General features: G+C 61.8%; 18 protein-coding genes and 1 other RNA gene. 13 read left to right on the forward strand and 6 right to left on the reverse strand.

What is annotated here, in order from left to right; translation table 11 throughout:
• Positions 1-943: 943 nt before the first annotated feature.
• A complete protein-coding gene (locus tag FME68_RS03115) occupies positions 944-1927 on the reverse strand; it encodes an SURF1 family cytochrome oxidase biogenesis protein (protein ID WP_158395966.1) in 984 nt (327 codons plus the stop codon).
• Positions 1928-1958: 31 nt separating this feature from the next.
• On the reverse strand, positions 1959-2450 hold the full coding sequence (locus FME68_RS03120; RefSeq protein WP_046647730.1) for a low molecular weight protein-tyrosine-phosphatase: 492 nt from the start codon (positions 2448-2450) through the stop codon (positions 1959-1961).
• A 102-nt stretch (positions 2451-2552) separates the two neighbouring features.
• On the opposite strand from FME68_RS03120, the gene FME68_RS03125 reads away from it, so the two are divergent.
• The 5 genes from FME68_RS03125 (at position 2553) to FME68_RS03145 (ending at position 7184) form a co-directional block, all read left to right on the forward strand.
• Positions 2553-3401, forward strand: coding sequence for a Nif3-like dinuclear metal center hexameric protein (locus FME68_RS03125; protein WP_070700668.1), 849 nt, complete (start codon positions 2553-2555; stop codon positions 3399-3401).
• The gene (locus tag FME68_RS03130) at positions 3402-4118 is read left to right on the forward strand and encodes a zinc ribbon domain-containing protein (protein WP_158395968.1); all 717 of its coding nucleotides are present in this window, start codon (positions 3402-3404) and stop codon (positions 4116-4118) included.
• Positions 4115-5296 carry a bifunctional RNase H/acid phosphatase gene (locus FME68_RS03135; protein ID WP_158395970.1) on the forward strand — a complete coding sequence of 394 codons (1182 nt, stop codon included), beginning with the start codon at positions 4115-4117 and terminating at the stop codon, positions 5294-5296. The genes FME68_RS03130 and FME68_RS03135 overlap by 4 nt, the downstream gene beginning before the upstream one ends.
• Before the next feature lie 15 nt (positions 5297-5311).
• Positions 5312-5744: RNase P RNA component class A (gene rnpB / locus FME68_RS03140), an RNA gene on the forward strand.
• A 36-nt stretch (positions 5745-5780) separates the two neighbouring features.
• Positions 5781-7184, forward strand: a complete 1404-nt coding sequence (locus FME68_RS03145; RefSeq protein ID WP_158395972.1) for an RNB domain-containing ribonuclease — start codon at positions 5781-5783, stop codon at positions 7182-7184.
• Here FME68_RS03145 and FME68_RS03150 read toward each other — a convergent pair.
• A complete protein-coding gene (locus FME68_RS03150; RefSeq protein WP_158395974.1) occupies positions 7181-8452 on the reverse strand; it encodes a galactokinase family protein in 1272 nt (423 codons plus the stop codon). The genes FME68_RS03145 and FME68_RS03150 overlap by 4 nt on opposite strands.
• Positions 8453-8598: 146 nt before the next feature.
• Between FME68_RS03150 and FME68_RS03155 the strand changes: the two genes are divergently transcribed.
• The gene (locus FME68_RS03155; RefSeq protein WP_158395976.1) at positions 8599-8787 is read left to right on the forward strand and encodes a hypothetical protein; all 189 of its coding nucleotides are present in this window, start codon (positions 8599-8601) and stop codon (positions 8785-8787) included.
• Between the two features lie 147 nt (positions 8788-8934).
• Here the strand turns inward: FME68_RS03155 and FME68_RS03160 are convergent, their stop codons facing one another.
• Together FME68_RS03160 and FME68_RS03165 are read right to left on the reverse strand one after the other, a co-directional pair.
• On the reverse strand, positions 8935-10662 hold the full coding sequence (locus FME68_RS03160) for a CYTH and CHAD domain-containing protein (RefSeq protein ID WP_158395978.1): 1728 nt from the start codon (positions 10660-10662) through the stop codon (positions 8935-8937).
• Positions 10663-10772: 110 nt separating this feature from the next.
• On the reverse strand, positions 10773-11849 hold the full coding sequence (locus FME68_RS03165; RefSeq protein ID WP_158395980.1) for a DUF2786 domain-containing protein: 1077 nt from the start codon (positions 11847-11849) through the stop codon (positions 10773-10775).
• A gap of 199 nt (positions 11850-12048) precedes the next feature.
• On the opposite strand from FME68_RS03165, the gene FME68_RS03170 reads away from it, so the two are divergent.
• The 4 genes from FME68_RS03170 (at position 12049) to FME68_RS03185 (ending at position 17378) form a co-directional block, all read left to right on the forward strand.
• On the forward strand, positions 12049-13386 hold the full coding sequence (locus FME68_RS03170) for a glutamine synthetase family protein (RefSeq protein ID WP_046647739.1): 1338 nt from the start codon (positions 12049-12051) through the stop codon (positions 13384-13386).
• Between the two features lie 7 nt (positions 13387-13393).
• A complete protein-coding gene (locus FME68_RS03175; protein WP_158395982.1) occupies positions 13394-16453 on the forward strand; it encodes a bifunctional [glutamine synthetase] adenylyltransferase/[glutamine synthetase]-adenylyl-L-tyrosine phosphorylase in 3060 nt (1019 codons plus the stop codon).
• 140 nt (positions 16454-16593) lie between these two features.
• Positions 16594-16911: a Cgl2226 family protein gene (locus tag FME68_RS03180; protein ID WP_158395985.1), complete on the forward strand. Its 318-nt coding sequence runs from the start codon at positions 16594-16596 to the stop codon at positions 16909-16911.
• 29 nt (positions 16912-16940) lie between these two features.
• The gene (locus FME68_RS03185) at positions 16941-17378 is read left to right on the forward strand and encodes a hypothetical protein (protein ID WP_046647742.1); all 438 of its coding nucleotides are present in this window, start codon (positions 16941-16943) and stop codon (positions 17376-17378) included.
• 300 nt (positions 17379-17678) lie between these two features.
• Here the strand turns inward: FME68_RS03185 and FME68_RS03195 are convergent, their stop codons facing one another.
• Complete coding sequence (locus FME68_RS03195) at positions 17679-18980, reverse strand: MFS transporter (protein WP_158395989.1); 1302 nt, start codon at positions 18978-18980, stop codon at positions 17679-17681.
• A 38-nt stretch (positions 18981-19018) separates the two neighbouring features.
• Here FME68_RS03195 and thrC point away from each other — a divergent pair, with 38 nt between their 5' ends.
• The 3 genes from thrC (at position 19019) to FME68_RS03205 (ending at position 21462) form a co-directional block, all read left to right on the forward strand.
• Positions 19019-20464: a threonine synthase gene (gene thrC, locus FME68_RS03200; protein ID WP_328287695.1), complete on the forward strand. Its 1446-nt coding sequence runs from the start codon at positions 19019-19021 to the stop codon at positions 20462-20464.
• Between the two features lie 4 nt (positions 20465-20468).
• Positions 20469-20621 (forward strand): hypothetical protein, encoded by a 153-nt coding sequence (locus tag FME68_RS13010; protein WP_168162647.1) that lies wholly within the window; start codon positions 20469-20471, stop codon positions 20619-20621.
• Positions 20622-20682: 61 nt separating this feature from the next.
• Positions 20683-21462: a trypsin-like serine protease gene (locus tag FME68_RS03205; RefSeq protein WP_230308873.1), complete on the forward strand. Its 780-nt coding sequence runs from the start codon at positions 20683-20685 to the stop codon at positions 21460-21462.
• The last annotated feature ends 1 nt before the right edge of the window (position 21463 follow it).

Below are 21463 nucleotides of genomic sequence, written 5' to 3' on the forward strand. Positions count from 1 at the left end.
GTTGGGTGTGTTGGCGTTCGGGGTTTGGTCGGTAGTGCTGATGCGGGCGTAGCCGATGATTTGGCCGGCAATGCCCGTGGAGTGTTCGGTTGGGGTATACCTCAAAAGGGCACCACTCGCCCCAATCCGATATTCGCTCCCCTCTACGAATGAACGGATGCCTAACGGTGCTCCATGTACAAGTGGAACTAATACTTACGAAAATGACTTAGGCCACAAAAGCATGACCAGTGTTTATGCAGATGAATAATCATTGTTGGCAAATGGTTATTGACTGCATTTTTCATTAGTCATAGGTTTGAGGTAAGCCGGTGACGAGCCGGGCATCTTGGAAATCTGGAAAAGGGGTCATCATGTTCAAAAAAGGGCTGGCGTGCGTGAGCGCTACGGCATTGTTCGCGCTGAGTTCGACATTTTCAGTGCAAGCTGAAGGTGACATTGATGCGTAAACAGAAAAGCACAGCCTACTGGTGGAGCGTTACTGTCGTTGTAGTGCTGTTCATCGCAACGCTTGTAATCAATTATCTAGCAGGATTAAGTGCTGATGAATCATACTTTGGAGCACATTGGTGGCATCGTCTGGCATGGGTTACGCCACTGTTGTTCTTGGCTTCTTTGATTTGGGCCTGGTTCGAGCACAGGAAGGTGCATCGGTATCCGCATTGACCCATATTTAGTAGCGTCGGGCGTGAATGAGAAGGAAGCCTTTGCGCTTGGGCGAAAGATGCTTTTTGCTCTAGTAGGGAGTGTCGATCGGGCCTAACCCCCGACGCGTCTACTTTCCGGGGTCAGGCCTATGTCTTCGTCCCAGTTGGGAACGCAGTTCTCAGCGGTGCAGCCAGCGGCTTCAAGAATACTGTCGGAAATCTCGGAAATCTCGGTTTCGGTCGCTTCTCGCGTCCACGCAATCGCGTTCATGATCGGTCCCCTTTGGGGGCCGAGGCTAGAAGCGTTCCTGGCCGCGCTCACGGATCTTCTCGTAGAAGTCCGGCTTGGCGGAGCCATAGCGCGAGCGGGAGCGGCGGGAAGCCTGCGTGGCAGCCGTCGGCGTCGAAGTCGGGGCAGCAGACTCCGTAGCATCAGGGTGTTTGTTGGAGGTCTCCTCGTGGTCAAGCTCTAAGGCCTCAGTGGCCGCGGTCGTATCGGGGGAGCCGGCACTAGTGGCGGCCGCAGTGGCCTTAGCCATCAGAGCCTCTTCCTCACGGGCGCGGCGGCGCTCCCGAATCTCGGACCACACGAAATACGCAAAGCCCAGCGGCGCCATCACGCCGAAGGCAATCCACTGGTAGCCGTAGGAGAGGTGGTTGCCGCGGTCCAGCTTCGGCACCGGCAGCGCATGCAGCTCACCTGGCTGATCGGGGGAGAGTTGGAGGTAGTCGTGGGCGAGGGGGACGTCGACAAGCTCTGCGATCTGCCCCGTATTGATGGAGTAGACCTGTGTGTAGCCCTGCTCCTCAATGGGGGCGGAGGTGTGCTCGCGCTCGTTGTAGCGCGCCATGCCCACGATGGTCACCTTCTCCGAGGGGGCCGGATCGATGTGGGGAACGGAATTGCCCTCATCCGTGGGTACCCAACCGCGGTTGACCAGGAAAGTCTCGCCGGAGTCGGTCTCAAAGGGAACCAGCGACTGGAAGCCCGGAGCGGACTCCACCGGGCGCAGGCGCAGCAGCACCTCATCCTCGGGAAGATAGTGGCCGGTCAGCTCCGCGCGTTCCCACTCCTTGCGCAGGGAGCCATCGGCGGAAAAGACCTCGGTAACCGGCTGGGGGTCGGCCTCGTAGGCCTCCTCAATGAGGTGGTTGCGCTCCACAATCTGGTCGTCTTTATTCAGCTGCCACGGTGCGAGCACCGTGAAAGACAAATAGGAAAAGGCGACGATAAAGATGAGAAAGAGCACCCACCCAGGCTTGAGGAATGTCTTGAGCATGATGATCAGTCTAGTAGCCGCAAAAGATTATCTAGCCGTGGTTCGTCTTAATCCACTCGAGCAGACCTGGAACGGCGGCGTCGATCTCTTCGCGGGTGCGGGCGAAGTCCTCCTCCGTGCCGTAGAACGGATCCTCCACGATGGCGTCCTCCGGAGAATTCGGGTCGAAACTGCGCATGAGGCGCACCTTGTCCTTCGGGATGCCGCGCTCGATAAGGGCATCGCGGTGGCCGGTATCCATGGCCACGAACAGGTCCGCGTCCATGTGCTCCGGACCCAGCTGGGCGGCCTGGTGGCCAGCGCCATCGTGCCCGCCGCGGCGCAGCTCAGCCACAGCGCGCTCGTCTGCGCCCTGGCCCACGTGCCAGCCGCCGAGGCCGCAGGAGTCCACGCGGGCGAGGAGATCGAGCATGTCGGTCTCCATGGCATCACGGGTAATGATTTCCGCCATTGGTGAGCGGCAAATATTGCCCGTGCACACGAAGACGATGTGGAGCTGGTTGTCGTTCTCCGGAGGCGTCATGCAAAGGCTCCTTAAGCTAGAGGGGGCGCTGACGAACGAAAGCTAGGATATAGCAGCGACGCGACTGACGTGAAACCTGAAGCCGTATAAGGAGCAAACGAGATGGCAGAACACACGACCGTTGGCGAGATTCGCCGCGTTATCCACGAGGCCTACCCGCCGCAGCTCGCTGAGTCCTGGGATGCAGTCGGCCTGGTGTGCGGTGACCCCGCGGACGAGGTGCGCACCGTGGCCTTCGCGTTGGACTGCACCCAGGAGGTGGCAGACAAGGCCGTGGAGCTCGGCGCGCAGATGCTTGTGGTGCATCACCCGCTGCTGCTTCGCGGGGTGACCTCGGTGGCGGCGGATACCCCGAAGGGCAAGGTCATTCACACTCTTATCCGCAACGGTGTGGCCCTCCTGGCCGCGCACACCAACGCGGATAAAGCGCGCCCGGGTGTCAACGACAAGCTGGCCGAACTCGTCGGCATCACGCCCGGCCGCCCCATCGTCCCTGTCGAGCCCTATGAGAACCTCGACGAGGCGCTGGGCCTGGGGCGCGTGGGTGAGCTTGAGCAACCAATGACGCTGCGCGAATTCACCCAGCGCGTGGCCGATGCCCTCCCAGAAACCGAGTGGGGAGTGCGTGCGGCCGGTGATCCGGAGCGCGTGGTGAAGCGCGTGGCCGTCTCCAGTGGCTCGGGTGACTCCTTCCTGGACCAAGCAGCAGCGCTCGGCGTGGACGTCTACGTCACCTCCGATCTGCGCCACCACCCGGTAGATGAACATCTGCGCGCTGCGCACCTGGCCCAACCTGAAGGCCCAGCCGTGGTGGACACCGCTCACTGGGCCAGCGAGTTTCCCTGGACCACCCAGGCGCGCGATATTGTGGAGAACGCATTGCGCGTGAACACCGAGATCATCGATGTCCGCACCGACCCATGGACGATTTCTGCGCATAAGGAGAACTAAATGAAACTGTCACAGGATCTGCAGAGCATCTTGCTGGAGCTGGCGACCCTGGAGCGCTCCCAGGCGCACGGTGGAACCCCCACCATCCCGGAGCAAGAGGAATACGAGAAGGCACAGGCCGCACACGCCCGGCTTCTCGACGCCTCCGGCTCCGCCCAGCTCGCCGTCGACGATATGGAGATGGAGATCCTGCGCATCCAGGCCGACGAGCGCAAGCTGCGCCAGCGCGAGCGCGACGATAAGGCCCAGCTCGGTGCCGCGACCGACCCGGAGACCCGCAAGGACTTGGAACACGATCTCTATGCGGCTAAGTCCCGCATCGCGGATCTCATGAGCGAGCTGCAAGAAGCCCACAACGAAATTCACGCCCTGCGTGCCAACCTGGATGTCCACGGCGCGAAGGTCTCCGATTCCGAGCGCAAGCTCGAAGTGCTCAAGCGCGCGGCCGAAGCCGCCCAGGAGGCCGCGGCGAACCGACCGGATCCGCAGGTGCGCATCGGCGAGCTGCGCGAGCAGCTGCCCGCGGACATCGTGGCGGAGTACGAGACCGTGCGTGAAGAAAACGGTGTGGGTGCCGCTGCCTTCACCGGGCGCGGCTGCGGCGGTTGCTTCATCATTCTGCCGCCGGCCGAGCAGAACGCGGTGCGCAACGCGGCGGCCGACGAGGTCCCGCAGTGCAGTGACTGCGGCTCCTACCTGGTACGCCCGGCCTCATGAAGCTCGTCATCTTCGCTGACGGCGGCTCCCGCGGCAACCCCGGGATCGCCGGTTCTGGCACTGCAGTCTACAACGAGGACCGCTCGCAGCTGCTTAGGGAAATCGCCTACGTCGTGGGGCAGAAGTCCACTAATAACGTGGCCGAATACCACGGCCTGCTGCGCGGCCTCGAGGCCGCGGTGGAACTGGGCGCGGACGAGGTGGAGTTTTACATGGACTCCAAGCTCGTGGTGGAGCAGATGAACGGGCGCTGGAAGATCAAGCATCCGGACATGCAGAAGCTCGCCATCGAGGCGCGCCGCCTGCTCAACCAGATTCCGCGTTTTAGCCTCGAGTGGGTACCGCGCGCCAAGAACTCGGTGGCCGATGAGCTCTCCAACGTCGCTATGGACGCCGCCGCGAAGGGCGAGCCCGTGGGCATCCTCGATATGGGGGCCGGCGACGCCGCTGAAGCCGGCGCTGCGGTCGATGCGGCGGGCGGTGTAGAACCTGGCGGGGAGGCGGGGGAGGCGTCGCCAAGCGCGGCGTCATCGACCGCGGCCGACTGGCGCCCTGAGTGTGGCCCGGCCACCCGCTTCATCCTGCTGCGCCACGGGCAGACAGCGATGTCCGCCGCCAAGCAGTATTCCGGGCGGGCGAACCCCGAGCTCACCGAGCTGGGCAAGAAGCAGGCGCTCGCCGCCGCGCAAGCCCTGATGGATACCCACATCGATGCCGTGGTGTGCTCGCCACTGCGCCGCTGCCAGCAAACGGCCGCGGCCGTGGTGGAGGGCCGGGACCTGCGGGTGGAGACCGTTGAGGACCTCATCGAAGTGGACTTCGGGCGCTGGGAAGGCAAGACCTTTGCCGAGGCCGACGCCGCCGACCCCGAGCTCCACGCGCGTTGGCTGAATGATACGTCCGTGGCCTGCCCGGGTGGGGAGTCCCTGCGCGCCGTGCACCGTCGTGTCAGCGCCGCCCGCCGCGAGCTGCAGCAGCGCTATGCGGGGCAAACCGTGCTCGTAGTCTCCCACGTCAACCCCATCAAGTCCTTCGTGCGCCAAGCGCTCGACTCTGGACCGCAGACACCCAACCACCTGTTCCTGGAGCTGGCTTCGCTGAGCGAAGTTGAGTTCTTCGATGGCGGTAGCACCCTGCATCGATTTAACGATGTGGGGCATCTGGGGGCGCTGCGATAAACTAACAGGCGCGAATGAGCCGACCGGGTAAACGCGTTCCGTCGAACCGGCCCCTTTCTGGGGCTAGGCGCGGGCCGAGGAAAGTCCGGACTCCACAGAGCACGGTGGTTGCTAACAGCAACCCGGGGTGACCCGCGGGAAAGTGCAACAGAAAGTAGACCGCCGCGCCTTTCGCTTCGCTTCGGTGTGGCGATAGGCAAGCGGTAAGGGTGAAAGGGTGCGGTAAGAGCGCACCAGCACCGTCAGCGATGGCGGTGGCTGGGTAAACCCCACTGGGAGCAAGGCATCACGGCCCGCTGGAAAGCGGGCCCGATCAGGCGTTAGTAGGCTGCTCGTCGAAGCCTGAAGGTAGCTGCTTGAGCCAACTGGCAACGGTTGGCCTGGATGGATGTTTACCACCGCGCCTTGGTGCGCGGCACAGAATCCGGCTTATAGGTTGGCTCATTCGCGCCCATATCTTTATTTTTTGGAACAATGGGGCGGCATGAAGCTGTATGCCGCGCCCTTGGACTTTCGGCCCATCGCCGAGGAATTCTCCGTTCCCACCGACTTCCCAGGAGAAGTCACCGCGCAGGCCGCGTCCGCGCAGGATCGTTACGCCGAGCAGCGCCGCGATGCCCGCGACATCCCGCTGGTGACTATTGATCCGGCCGGCTCCATGGACTTGGACCAGGCCGTCTTCATCGAAGCCCGCGATGGTGGCTACCGCGTGCTGTACGCCATCGCGGATGTCGCCGCTTTCATCGAACCGGGCTCCGAGCTGGAGACCGAATCCCTCACGCGCGGGCAAACCATCTACCTGCCCGATGAGCCGGCGCGGCTGCATCCGGCGGAGCTGTCTGAGGATAGGGCCTCGCTGCTTGCCGACGTCGACCGCCCCGCCGTCCTCTGGACCTTCGACCTCGACACCGCGGGTGAGGTGGAGGACTTCTCGGTGGAGCGCGCACTCGTGCGCAGCCGCGCCCGGCTGGATTACGACCAGGCCCATGCGGACCTGGAGAATGGTACGCTGCATTCCTCTATCGCCCTGCTGCCGGAGGTGGGCAAGCTGCGCCAGGCTTCCTCGCTGCGCCGCGAGGCGATCAACCTGCGCCTTCCCTCGCAGCGCGTATCCGAGACGAATGATGCGGAGAAGGGGCACTACGAGCTGGTGATGGAGCCGCGCCATGAGGTGATGGACTATAACTCCGAAATCTCGTTGCTTACCGGCATGTGTGCCGGGCGCCTCATGGAAGAACACGGAATGGGGTTCCTGCGCACGCTGTCCGCGGCCACGCCGGAAGCTGAGGCAACGTTTCGCACCGAGGCTGAGGCTCTGGGCTTTGAGTTGGGGGAGAGCAGCATTTCGGAATTCCTCCATTCCGTGGACGCGGATTCACCGCGTGGCATGGCGGTGATGCGCGAGGCCCAGCGCCTTTTGCGCGGGGCGGACTACGTGTGGCTGGAGGACGGTGAGGCGGACGTGCACGCGGGAATCGGCGGATACTATGCGCACGTGACCGCCCCGCTGCGCCGCCTCATCGACCGATTTGCCACGGAGGTGTGCTTGGCGCTGAGCGGTGGCTATGAGGTGCCGGAGTGGGTACGCGAGCGCGCCGGGGATGTCATTTCCACGATGCGCTCGACCTCGCAGCTGGCCTCCCAAGTGGATAAGGCGTGTCTCAACCTGACAGAGGCTACGGTCTTGGCGCCGTGGGTCGGCACCAATTTTGAAGCCGTAGTTGTCGACGGCGGAGAAAAGCGCGAGAAAGCGCGCCTCGTCGTGTTGGATCCGCCGGTGATTGGAGTGGCCGTGGGGCAACCGCCCACCGGCAGCGAGACCACCGTCTCGCTGGTTAAGGCCGATGTTGCCGAGCGCGACGTGCTCTTTGCGTGGCCGGCGGATTAATCCTCGGTAATGGCGGGGGCACCGGCCGATAGGGGGACGACAAGCAGGCCGTCCTCGGCGAGGTCGGCCGCGAAATTCGGGGCCTTGGTGCTTGGCACGTAGGCGATGACCGCGGTTGAAGTCCCGGCGTGGGCGGAGCGCGCGGCGACGGCGCCGCGGGCGGTGGCCAGTTGTGCGAGTTTTTCCGCAGAGTTGAAGCCATAGACCGTGGCCAAGGCCGACTGCGATTGGGTCAGCAGCGGGAAGAGCTCGGTGCCGCGGCGTGAGCGCAAGGCGCGGGCAATTCCCTCGGCTCGCTCGGTTTCTTCCGAGTAGAAAGTCAGCCATGCTGTGGCTTGGTCGATGGTGGGCTGGTTTTCGGGGCCGTGCACCTTGTGGACGGCGGCGAGCCACTCGAGGACACGCTGGGGCGCATCCGGCAGGAGGCGCAGCGATGCAGTGCCGAAGGCGCGGCAGGCGGCGTCAATGAAACGCTCGCGGGCGCGGATTTCGGCAACAGCCTCAGCGGAATCGAAGTCACCGGGGACGGCGAGGGCAAAAGCAGCAATGTCCTTGTTGACCACGTGCGGTGCCTGGGTGACGGAACCGTCGGCGTAGTCGATGATGGTAATGGAGTCACCCGCGCCACGCAGTGCGGCGGAGTGGCGGGCGCGCAGCGCAGGGAAGCGGGCGAAGGTGCCGACAGCTTGGGAGCATACCTCTGCGATCCGGGCGCGAAGAGGAGCATCGTGCAGATCGTCCGCGCCGCCGAGCAAGGCCAAAGCGGTTGCGATATCAATGGCTGCGGCGGCGCCAAGCCCGGCCGAATCTGGGATGTCGTTGACCACGGTGATGTCGGCGCCGGCGGTCTCGCGGGTGAGGAGCTGGCGGTTGATCATGGTGTAGATGATGCCGCCGAGGCGCGCTGCGATGGCGCCCTCGGGCGCTGGGGGCTCGATGGGCTGGCCTTCGGAATCGACGCCGGGCTGCTGTTCCGCGGCGAGGGAGGAGACTTTCTCTAGCGAAATCTGGTCCTCAACGGTCTCGCCGTTGGTGTGCTCGAGGCGAACGTTGACGATGCCATCGGTGCGAGGGCTCACGGCTACTGCAGCGCGGAGATCAGCAAGGCCCATGATCGTGATGCCGCCGTAGTGGTCGATGTGCTCGCCGATGAGTGCCCAGGTGGCTGGGGCGCTGGCGACATGCGCCGGCTCGGCGCCGATGTTGTCGCTGTGCGCGGCGCGAACGCGGTCGACGGCCGGGGTCGAAGGGGCAGTCCACAGGGGCATCGGGAAGGTTCTCCTTTGCTGGTGGCGAGATCCTGCCTGTAAACGGGGCAGGAGTGAGGTGACCTATCTATTCTAACGGGCGTAGTCGATGGGCGGTCTGTAGTGTGGGGTGCACTGATCGAGTACCTGAAAGAATGGAGAAAACAATGGCCGAGGCTGATAACAAGTGGTTCTACGACCCGTCCACCGGTGAGGTGACCCAGGGCAAGGTGTCTGGTTGGGAGAACCGCATGGGCCCCTATGATTCCCGCGAGGAAGCCGAGCACGCCATCGAAATCGCGCAAGCCCGCACTGCTGCGGCTGATGCCGAGGACGCTGCTGAAGACGATTACTAAAGTCCTGCAGGACTCCTGCAGGACGCCCCATTGAGCGGCGGTAACTCAAAGCCAACGGCCCACCCCCTCGCGAGAAACGCGACGGAGTGGGCCGTTGAAAAGTTTGTTCCACCTGCCGGGCGTTGCAGCGCGCCCAGCGGGGAGGAATTAGCGCAGCTTCTTGCGCAGCGGCTTGAACGCAGACTTGATGGCCTTGAAGCTCTCCGAGTAGGCGTTGAGCGCTTCCAAACCGATGGCGCGCTCACGCTGGTAGAGCAGACCATAGCCAAAGGTGTCCTCGCCTCGGCGGCGCGCGGTCTCTGCCAGTTCGAGCAGCTTGTCGCGAGAGGTCACCGAATCCTGGAAGTCTCCCAAGACTGACTGCATCTGCTTGCAGGCCTTGTAGAGGCTCTTCGTCTTCAACGAGGTTGCGGAACCAGCTGCCTCCGCCGCATAGCGCAGTTTCTTTGCCGCCTTGCGCATATCGTGGAAGTACTCTTCACGTTCATGTAGCGTCAGCTCGGCATTATCCCAGTTGGAGACTGCCTTCTTGTGGCGCTTGACCAGCTTGTCATAAGCCTGCTTGAGGTGCAGGGCCATCACCGTATCAAGATCGTGGGGCTCTTCGTCCTCATCTGGCTTGGCGTGCTTCGGCTCGTAGTCCTTTGCTGACTCTTGTTCTTCAGTGGAGTCAGCGGACGCCGAATCGTCGACCGCAGAGTCTTCCGCCTCGCCGCTGGCAGAGATGCTGTCGGCGTCAGCGGGCGTGTCCTCACCGGCAACTGGCGGGTCGGAGAGGAAGGCATCCAAGGCATCGAGCAGAGCCAAGTATTGATCGGAATCAAGCGCGGCGATGACTCGACGGTGTGCTCGGCGGTAGGCGCGACCCATGTCGTGAGCAATGTGTTCGCGGGTAGCTTCATCGAGGACATCGGAATCCTCGGACGCGAGGAGGTTCTGCCAACGTTCCTCCACGACCTCGGCGTCACGGGCGACGCCCAACATGGCCGCAAGTTCCTTCAGATCTGACTCAATGCGCTCGATTTCGGGGCCCACCACAATGCCGTGGAAGGTCTGCAGGTGGCTGCGCAGTTCACGGGTAGCAACGCGCATTTGGTGAACCGAATCCCACTCATCGCGGCGAACCCGTGGATCATATTCGACGAGCTTGTCCCGGTTGGCTTTCAATGCGTCCACAACCGCTGCCGCGGGTGAGCCCGGCTCCACGTTGGACGTGGTAAGCGACGGGGGAAGCTCGACATTATTGATGGATTCACCCAATGCCGACTTCAACTTGGACGGCGAGGAAGAAACCCGAGCCCCAGAGCTAATGAGTAGGGAAGTGGCGTGCCGCAGTAGAGCGCTGCCTTCCTTGGATCCAGGGAGCTCCCCAGCGAGCTCGACTTCCCACTCACGCCAGGTGCTCTGTGAGCCACCCGGAAGGAAGGAGAAGGCGGTGACATGGTCATCACAGAACTCAGCGACCGGCTGGTCATCGGCGTTGACAAGGAGCAATTCGGTGCGGTTGTTGTCGACCTGCGCAATGGGCTCCAGCGGATGATTGCGGATCACTGAGCGAACCTGGTGGAGAAGCTCGGCGGGAACCTCGTACTTGCCATCAATTGGTTCGCCGAGTTCGGCACGAATTTCGGTGCGGCCTTCGGCACCGGGGATCTTGATGTGCCAACCGTCATCATTTCCACCGGTGCGACGGCGCAGCGTGATCTTGGCGTGGGTAAGGCGAAGGTCCTCCGTGTCGTAATAGATCGCCGACAATGATTGGTGGCGGGTTTCTGCTACTCGGGCAACCTCGTCGAGGTTGGTGAGATCAGGCGCCGGCGTGGCTTCATCCACGGCGAACTTGGCTTCGATTTCAAGGAACGTCTTCGGAGACATGTACACACCTTCGTCGGGGAGCGAAAATTTAAATAGGAGGCACAAAACCTCTACACATCCATCTAGTTTACCTAGTCATTAGAGCACTTGTGCCAGCCTTTGAGCCTGCCCTAACGAGTGAGTTGGGCCCGTCCTGCCAGCCCTGAGGAATCACCACTTAAATGAGACCTTTCCGCAGCGGAGGCCCCGGCGGACACGCCTGCTCGGCTCCCCATAGCTAAAGATATGGTGCGGGCGTTGGGAAAGAGCTGATCTACTACCGCTTCTGCGCTACGCCGACGATCTTCCACCGTTGATAAAGATTGGTGGGCAAGGACTACTGCATCATGCCTAGTTCCCGGATTGCGTGCTGTGGAAGCTGTCGCGTCTGTACTTTGTGGCCCCAGCGTGGTGTTTGCCTCATCTAAGAGCTGACCGATTCGGGTGGCAAAGGACAAAATGAAGCTTCGGCGGAAAGCTGCAACATTGCCGATCCGGCGTGCGCTTTTCGCGTGTTCTCCGTGGTGCATGTGCCACTCACACTGCCGAAGAAGTGAAGCGAAGAGGTCGGTGACATGGTGGACGTCCTCTTTAGCGCCGAAGACTGTGATGATCCCTTTGGGGTGAAGTTGCAGCACAGTGCATCCATTGCGATCCGCGATGACGCTAAGAAGTGTGGTCTTGTGCTTGATATAGGGGGCGCTGATATGAAGGCGCGTGGAAACTACGGAGCTGGGCGAAGCATCGAGAGCGCCATCGATCCGGTGTCGTTGCCGCAGACTTTGTGCCTTGGCAATGAGCGCACTGGCTTCTTCCTCGTAGGGAGTGGATTCGGCCTTCCGCAGAAGGTGGGAGATTTTGGTGCGGATTTTATCCTCCTTGCTGCCATGCGCTGACTGGGAGCTATTTCTCTCAGGCACGAGCACGTCAACGTCACGAAGTAAGGGAAGCAACATGGTTGCTTCGATGAGTCGCGTCAGTTCATCGGTGGACATGGTCATCGAAGCAGGCGGAGTGAGGCTCAACCACTCTTTGCGCAACGCAGTTGAACTAATCTGTGCGGGCACCTGGCCGGCGGCACGATAAATGAGTGGGTGGCAAAAGTTGCCCACGACGTGAAGAAGATCCTTAGGAGACCATCCTCGCTGGGCCGCTCGGATAATGAGGTCGAGTCCTCGCTCGCTCAGTGTTGCGTGGTTGGCGTTCATGGAAATCACATTCCTATCTTTGTTCGTACATCAGTTTGGATATGGGGTCATTCAAGCATGTGAAAGCGACAAGGGTTCGGAAGGTCGAAAAAATTTGCCCCCGAGATACTCTTGCCAACTGGGCCGATAGGTGACGCTGCGGGGGCAAAAGAGCAAACGCCCAGCCGCGGCTTCGGCGCGCGGCGGTAGGGTTTAAAACATGAACAGCCAACACGAATTCGTCCTTCGTACAGTTGAAGAACGCGATATCCGCTTCATTCGCCTCTGGTTCACTGACATCCTGGGGGCGTTGAAATCTGTGGTGATGAGCCCTTCCGAATTGGAATCTGCCTTCGAGGAAGGTGTTGGCTTCGATGGCTCCTCGGTGGAGGGATTCTCCCGTATTTCGGAGGCCGATACTATCGCCATGCCGGATCCCTCAACGTTTCAGATCATGCCCTTCGATAAGGAAGAGCCAGAGCTGCTGTCAGCGCGCATGTTCTGCGACATTACCCAGCCCGATGGGCACCCTTCCCTGGTGGATCCACGCCACATCCTGCGCCGGCAGGTCACAGAGGCGGCCAATGAAGGGTTCACGTGTAAGGCCTCACCGGAGATCGAGTTTTATCTCCTTGAGGATGCGCGCGATATCAACAACCTCATTGCCACCGACAACGGCGGTTACTTCGACCAAGCCACCCACGATAACGCCCCGAGTTTTCGCCGCCGGTCGATGTATGCGCTGGAATCCATGGGCATCGCTACGGAATTCAGCCACCATGAAACCTCACCCGGGCAGCAGGAGATCGACTTGCGTCATGCTGATGTGCTGTCCATGGCAGACCACATCATGACGTTCCGCTACCTCATCAAGGAGGTGGCTTCCCAGCAAGGCGTGCATGCCACATTCATGCCCAAGCCTTTCGAAGACCGCTCGGGATCGGGAATGCACACCCACCTCAGCCTGTTTGAAGGCGATTCCAACGCCTTCCACGACCCAGACGATGAGATTTCCCTCTCTAGTACGGGACGGCAGTTCATCGCCGGAATTCTTGAGCATGCAGTGGAAATGACGGCGATCACCAACCAGTGGACCAACTCTTACAAGCGCCTGATGTTCGGCAGCGAAGCCCCGGGGTCGGTGACCTGGGGCGTGTCTAACCGTTCGGCCCTCGTCCGAGTACCGACCTACCGCCTGTCCAAGGAAATGTCGCGGCGGGTAGAGATTCGCTCTCTAGATTCAGCGATGAACCCCTACCTGGGATATGCGGTTCTCCTGGCCGCCGGATTGCGCGGTATCAGGGAAGGGTATGAGCTCGGTGATCCGGCCGAGGACAATGTCCATCAGTTGACCCGCCGTGAGCGCCGTGCGATGGGGTACAAGGACCTGCCTAGCAGCTTGGACCAAGCACTCCGGGAGTTTGAACGCTCCGAATTCATGGCAGAGGTCCTTGGCGAGCACGTCTTTGAATACTTCCTGCGCGCAAAGTGGGACGAGTGGCATGAGTACCAGCAACAGATCACCGCATTCGAATTGCGTAACAACCTGAATTTCTAGGAGAAGCATGCGTCCTGTGTCAGTACCGTCCCCGGCGACTCTCGGCCTTACCCGGCCAACTGCTGCGGAGGATCTTTCCCGCCTCGAATGGGATAATCCGGAATCCCTGGAGCTGCTGTGGACACTGGCCGGAACCGGTGATCCCGACATGGCCCTCAACACCTTGATGAGGATCTTCGAGGGAGCGCCCGAGATTGGGCCGGCGATGCGCGAAGACGAAACTCTTCGGGTTCGGCTGCTTGCCCTATTGGGCGGCTCCTCGGCGTTCGGTGATCACCTCGCCGCCCACCCGGAAACCTGGCAAGAACTGCAGCGCCCGTTGCCTACCCCAACGGAGATGCTGAACACACTATTGGACGAGGTGGGGGCGGAACCGGCGACGTACGCAGAGCAACCAGACCGCCCAGACACGGCGAACCCCGAGCTGACATCGCCCGGCACCTACCGCGCATCCCCTGGTGACCACAAAGCATCGCTCAAGGTGGCATACCGGACGCTGATGATGCGCATCGCGGCCCATGACCTCGCCGGTACATTCCACTCTCGCAAGGGCCAGTCGCGCCCACAGCCGCGAGTGGGTTTCCGGGAGGTCACCAGGCTGACGACGGCTCTCGCAGATGCCGCCTTGACCGCCGCACTCGCGGGTGCGGTCCGTGTGGTCTATGGCGACGAGCCCCTCGATGCACAGCTGGCGGTTATTGCGATGGGCAAGTGTGGCGCGGGGGAGTTGAACTATATCTCCGATGTGGACGTTATCTTCGTGGGCTCAGAGGCGACGCCGAAGGTTACGCGCCTAGCATCGGAGTTCAATCGAATCGGCTCTGCCTGCTTCTTCGAGGTCGACGCCAACCTGCGTCCGGAAGGAAAATCCGGCGCACTCGTCCGAACTCTGGATTCGCACGTGGCCTACTACAAGCGGTGGGCGGAGACCTGGGAGTTTCAGGCACAACTGAAGGCGCGACCGCAGACCGGCTACCTGCCCCTAGGTAAGGACTACGTGAGCCAGATCGGGCCCATGGTGTGGACTGCCTCGCAACGGGAGTCCTTTGTTGAAGACGTACAGGCTATGCGCCGCCGCGTGCTCGAGAACGTCCCGGAAGAGATGCGCCTTCGAGAGCTCAAACTGGGGGAGGGCGGTCTGCGCGATGTAGAGTTCGCAGTCCAATTGCTGCAGTTGGTGCACGGTCGCTCGGATGAATCGTTGCGCACGCTCGCGACGGTCGATGCGCTCGCCGCACTCGTGCGCGCCGGGTATGTAGGGCGCGAGGATGGCACCCAGCTCATTGAGGCCTACGAGTTTCTGCGTCTGCTGGAGCACCGCCTCCAAATGGAGCGCTTCCGCCGGACACATACGTTGCCGGCGAAGGATGACAACACGGCGCTCGAGTGGCTGGCTATCAACTCGGGTTTCCACCCGCAGGGCCATCAGTCGGCGGCGGATCGGATGAACATCCATCTCCGGAAGATTCGCCTGCTTATCTCTGAGCTCCACTCGCGCTTGTTCTACCGCCCGCTGCTCAATTCCGTGGCATCGATGTCGGCGGATGAGCTCAAGCTGTCGCGCGAGGCGGCCCTCCTGCAGCTGGCGGCGTTGGGCTATCGCCATCCGGACAGAGCCTTCGAGCATCTGACTTCTTTGGCCGCGGGCCAGTCGCGCAAGGCCCGCATCCAGGCCATTTTGCTGCCCACGTTGATGGAGTGGCTCTCGAACACCGCGGATCCAGACATGGGCTTGTTGAACTACCGCAAGCTTTCGGAAGCAGCCTACGACCGTACCTGGTTCCTGCGCATGCTTCGCGACGAAGGCGTCGTCGGCCAGCGCCTCATGAAAATCCTGGGCACCTCGCCGTTTACGGCGGAGCTCATCATTCGGGCGCCAGACGTCGTCAAGCAGCTCTCCGACGGCGCGGCGGGGCCCAAGCTTCTGGAAACCAAACCCGAGCAAGTGTCCTCTGCTTTGGTCAATTCCACCAAGCGTCATGCGGATCCGGACAAGGCCGTCTCGGTCGCGCGGTCTCTTCGCCGCGCGGAGTTGGCACGAATTGCCGCAGCGGATCTTCTGGGATTCCTGCCGGTTCAGCAAGTCTGTTACGAGTTGTCCACCATCTGGAATGCGGTGTTGGAGGCAGCGCTCCGCGCCGAGGTCAGGGCGTGGCGGCTGGAGAACGACAATGACGAACCACCGGCTCGCATCGCCGTGATCGGCATGGGGCGGCTCGGTGGCATGGAGCTGGGTTTCGGTTCGGATGCCGATGTCATCGTGGTAGCGGAGCCAGTTGCAGGCAACCCCGAAGAGGAAGCGCTGCCCTGGGCCATCGGCATCATTGAGAAGCTGCGCCGCCGCCTGGCAAAACCGTCCGGAGATCCGCCCTTGGACGTTGACCTAGGTTTGCGGCCAGAGGGGCGCTCGGGAGCGGTCGCGCGCTCCATTGAGTCCTATGAGCGCTACTACTCACAGTGGGGCGAGCCGTGGGAGATGCAAGCGCTGCTCCGCGCTGCCTTTGTGGCGGGTGATGAGGACGTTGGCCAGCGTTTCCTCACCATGGTGGATGCTTTCCGTTACCCGCCGAAGGGCGTGAGCGAGAAGACCATTCGTGACATCCGCCGCATGAAGGCACGCGTTGACAATGAGCGCCTGCCGCGCGGCGCGGACCGCAATACCCACACCAAGCTGGGGCGCGGTGGGTTGACGGATATCGAATGGACAGTCCAACTGCTCCAAATGATGCATGCCCACGAGGTACCGGCGCTGCATGAGCCGTCGACGCTGCGCGTCCTCGATGCCCTCGAAGACAATGAAGTTATACCCGTGCACCAGGTACAGGAGCTGCGGGAGGCCTGGCTCTTGGCCACCGATGCCCGAAACGCTTTGGTACTGGTTCGCGGCAAGCGCGTGGACCAGCTGCCGGCACCGGGGCCGCAGCTGGCGCAGGTGGCTGGCGCTGCAGGGTGGGATCCCGAACATAACCAGGATTTTCTCGACCATTACCTCAAGATCACCCGCCACGCCCGCAAGGTGGTCGATGAGGTGTTCTGGGGGGAGGCGGAATCCTTCGAGCACGACTAAGAGCTGCTGGCCTACCCCCTTAGCCGGACCCTGAACTTACCCGGAGCTAACCCTGATCTTGGTGCCGTACCCTGTTCATACTGGTGCTAAGCCGATAGCCTGGGCAGCAGTTACCGTCCCAGCCTTCAAAGGAGCACACTATGAGCCTCAACCTATCCCTCGACCTGAGCGATGCCACCCTCGCGGACCTCGAAGCCTTCCTTGCTGCGGCCCGCGCTGCCGGGTGCGATCCCGCAGCCACACTGAGCGTGGAGGGGACGGTGATGCACGTGGACGTCGCCAAGCCCCGCGTCCGCCCCGACGTTTCGAAACCTGATACGCCACGCCGCACCAACCTTGACCGCTCCGCAGCGGAGTCCACCATCCGTTCCATCATCGATGCACTTTCCGAGCGCCTTGATCCACCGCATCCTCCGCACGGGGCCTCCTTTGGCACGTTTGGGCCGAGCGTGGATTAATCCGATGAGCTATAGGGAAGCCTAGAATTATGCCCGTGAAGTCCAAGCAGATCATCGCCGTATGGGTCCTCGTGGTGGCGGCCGTCATCACCGTCGTCGGCGCAGGCTGGTGGGTCACGGAGAGGAATCACGTACCGGAGGGAGCACTGACGGTGGAGCAGGTCGTCAATGGCGGCGTGCCGCAGGATCAGTCGGTGAATGTCCACCTCGACCCCACCGAAAATGACCGCATCGTGGCCCTGGCGGAGGCGCTGGGGATCCCGTCGGAATCGGTCCCTCGTGGCCTGCTTTCAGTGGCGTCGGATAGGTACAGGTCCCGCCAGGTCCTCGAAGCCGATCTGGACAAGGCCGTTGAGGCGGGCGCCATCACCAAGGAAGAGGCCAAGGGGGCGCTTTCTGCCTTCGACGCTGGCGTCGTCGCTCCGGTGGAGGGGCCGATCTTCGTGGAATCGACCCCTGCTGAATAGCCCCCGGCTGGCAACGCTGGCACTGAAGTCACAGGGACTGGCAGGAGATGCGCAGTCAACGAAGATCTGGCTAACAGTCGCAGAATTTAAGCTCACACGCACAGATAACGAAACGATAAAGGTTGGTGCGTTGAAGTGGAGAAACGACGAAAACTGCGCGAGCTTCTCAGGACCGCAGTGGGAGTGAGCATCGCCATCCTCGTTCCCATCGGCGGCGGGCTGGGCGTCTTCGAAGTGGCCAACGGGGTGCCCCTTGAGGCGTCGTTGAGCGCCCTGTCCCTCCAGTAGCCCAGCCTTGTACTAACTCACCTGGATGATTTTGGCGTGCGGGCCGTCCTCCTCGCCCCGGCTGCGCAGGACGTGCGTGATGAGGACACCTGCTATGCCGATGCACCACACGCCGAAGACTGCCCAGGCGGCGAGCTGGAAATCAGAGAACGGATAATTTGGCCCATTGCCCAAGTGGTCTAGTACTACGCCGACCAGCTGGGCGCCGATGACTGTGGCCAGGAAGCCGCCCATGTTGCCCAGGCCCGTTGCTGTGGCGACCACCTTACGGTCGAGGTTTTCGCGGACAATGTCGAATCCATAATTTGCCACCGGTGTGCACAAGGACACCACGCTGATGAGGATGATCAGTGAGAGGTAGCTGCCGCCGAAGAGGAAGAACAGGACCCACACCGCGCAGTGGATAGCCACAAACCCCAAGGCGAGCCAGGGGCGGAAACCTCGCGTCCTAGAAGATAGCCTGCCGTGTACAGGGCCCACCAGAATCATGCACACGGTAAACCACGTCAGGGCCCAACCGGCGCTGGTCTTGGAAAATCCCATGCCGGCCGTCATCATGGGCATGCCCCACAGCATGACAAACACGTTGGTGGCGGCAAGTCCGACCCAGTGAATGAAGAATGCCTGCCAGGCTACGGGTGAACGGAAAACCTGGGAGAGCAGCGCGCCCATGCTCTCTGGCTGCGCGTTCGGTTTTTCCTTCGGCTTCTTTACGATTCCGAGCGTTTCCGGGGAATCAGCAACTGCCACCGCGGCGGCGACAGCGATGAGAATGCCCACCGCGCCCAAGGTAACGAAGGCCAAGGTCCATCCGCCCCAGCCCAGGAGCATGGCAAAAGGTAGGGCAGAGATAAACTGACCCAGCTGTCCCAGGGAGGAGGTGACCTGCGTGAACATGGGGGTGCGGTGCAGTGGGAACCAGTAAGGCAGGATGCGCATCACCGACAAGAAGGCGGTGGCATCACCCGCGCCGATGAGCAGACGGGCGGCAATGGCTACCCAATAATTGCTGGTGAAACCGAGGATCACCTGGCCCACGCCCATGATGATGGAACCAATGACTAGCAGGCGCCGCGGGCCGAACTTATCGATGAGCATGCCCGTCGGGATCTGCGCCAGTGAATAAATGCCCAGTTGTACAGAGGTGAAAACAGCAATGCGCGAGGCATCGACCTCGAAGCGATCAATGGCCTCAAGCCCCGCTACGCCAAAAGATGTGCGGCCGGTAATTGCCACGATGTAGACCAACACCGCAGCTACCCACACGGAGAGAGCCTTAGTGGTAATTACATTGCGAGGATGAGGAACCGACATGGCTGATACTTTACGCGTCACCAACTAAGATGCAGGGGGTGAAGTACATTTCGACCCGCGATACCGACCGCCAGCCTGCCTCCTTTACGGATATCCTCCTTGGAGGCCTGGCCCCTGATGGCGGCCTTTACCTGCCGGAAACCTACCCCCGCATCGATGACGCCACCCTGACTAACTGGCGCCAGACGCTGGCGGAGGGCGGCTACGCGGCCCTGGCCGCGGAAGTGCTCAAGCTTTTTGTGGATGATATTCCCGCAGAAGACCTCGAAGGAATTGCCCAGCGCGCCTACACTTACCCCAAGTTTGACCACGAGGAGATCGTCCCCGTCAGCGAACTGGGGGAGGGCCTCTACATCGGCCACCTCTCTGAGGGGCCAACGGCCGCCTTCAAGGACATGGCCATGCAGATGTTGGGCGAACTCTTCGAATACGAGCTGGCCCGCCGCGGCGAAACCCTCAACATTCTGGGTGCTACCTCGGGTGACACCGGTTCCTCGGCGGAGTACGCCATGCGCGGGCGCAAGGGCATCCGCGTCTTCATGCTGACCCCGGCTGGGCGCATGACGCCATTCCAGCAGGCCCAGATGTTCGGCCTGGATGACCCGAATATCTGCAACATCGCTCTGGACGGCGTGTTTGATGATTGCCAGGACGTGGTCAAGGCGGTATCGGCCGACGCCAACTTCAAGGCCGAGAACCGCATCGGTGCGGTGAACTCCATTAACTGGGCCCGCCTCATGGCGCAGGTGGTCTATTACATCAACTGCTACCTCAAGGTCACTACGGAAAACACCGAAAAGGTCTCCTTCAGCGTGCCTACCGGCAACTTCGGCGATATCTGCGCCGGCCATATCGCTCGCCAGATGGGGCTGCCCATCGACCGCCTCATCGTCGCGACCAACGAAAACGACGTGCTCGATGAGTTCTTCCGTACCGGCAACTACCGTCCGCGCTCCTCGGAGCAAACCCACAAGACCTCGTCGCCGTCCATGGATATTTCCCGCGCCTCCAACTTCGAGCGCTTCGCCTTCGATTTGCTGGGCCGCGATGCCGCACAGATCAAGGAGCTGTTCGGGACGAAGGTGAAGGAAGGCGGATTTAACGTCGATAAGCAGGCACTTGACGCCGCCCACGCGGAGTACGGTTTCCTGTCCGGTTCCTCCACCCACGCGGATCGCCTCGCCACCATTAAGGATGTCCACGAGCGCTACGACGTGCTGGTGGATCCGCACACCGCGGACGGCATCAAGGTCGCCCGCGCGGTACAGGAAGAATATGGGGTCGACACCCCCATCATCTGCCTAGAGACCGCCCTGCCGGTGAAGTTTGCGGAGACCATCAAGGAGGCCATCGGCAGCGAGCCGGAGGTGCCGGAGCGTTTCGCCGGCATCCTGGAGGCCGAGCGTCACGTCACGGATCTGCCCAATGATGCAGCGGCGGTGAAGGACTACATCACGCAGTACATCAACAACACGGAGGTTTAAGACAATGGGACAGGAACAATTCTCGGGCCCGGAGTACTTCACCGAGTTTGATCCGGAGAAGTTCATCCGCGACATGAAGCAGGTCGCTGAGATGGAGAAAGAAAATAAGGAGAATAAGGCGGACTCGGGTGAGGCTGCATCCGCGACGGAAGACTAGCCGGCGCCTCCTTGGGATACTGAGCACAGCGGGGTTGGCGCTGGCCGGGTGCACCGTGCCGATGGGAGCCGGACCCGTACAGAAGGCAGCCTCCAGCTCAGCTGTCTACTCCACCGTGGCGCCAGCTGAGCCGCAGGTGCATTCGCCGGATGCCTCCCCGGTGCCACCGGGCGCGGCGTTGGATATTTCGACCACCCAGCCCGTGCCCGGCGAAGCCTTTGACTTTAACCTGTGCACGGTGGCGTGGAGCTTCGTGCTTGACGACGCCCGCACCATCGCCGTCACCGCTTCCCATTGCGGTGAGCCGGGGGACACCGTGTGGGCAGGCGCTGCCGACGGGGAATTTGTCTACCCGGCAGAGCCCGTCGGCACCATTATCTACTCCGATCTCAGCGCGCCGGAAACGCACCAGCTGGATTTCGCTTTGGTGGAAATCACCAGGGAGGCTGAGTTTTATGTCCCGCGGGACATGCCCACTACCGTCGTCGCGGCGGATGAACACATGTTGCCTGACAGCGTCTGCAAGCTGGGCCGCATCACCGGTGAGACCTGCGGCCCGCTGACGCACCGTGAGGGGCAGGGCAAACTCCAGTTTGATGACCGCACGGTGGAGACCGTCGCGGCGCGCGCCCAGGTGTGCTCCACACATGGCGATTCGGGAGCCCCGGTGTATGGCGCGCAGGGCAGCCCTTATGAGGACGTGATCGTAGGGGTTCTCTCGGGCACCACTGATGCGGCAGCCAGCAGTGAGGGGTGCGCGGATGGTTCGGAAGCACAGATGTCGTTCACACCTGCCTCCAAGATCGAGAAACTCCTGCCGGAGATTCTGGAGCGGGTTTAGG

Source organism: Corynebacterium hiratae, assembly GCF_009708045.1.
Lineage (GTDB): Bacteria > Actinomycetota > Actinomycetes > Mycobacteriales > Mycobacteriaceae > Corynebacterium > Corynebacterium hiratae.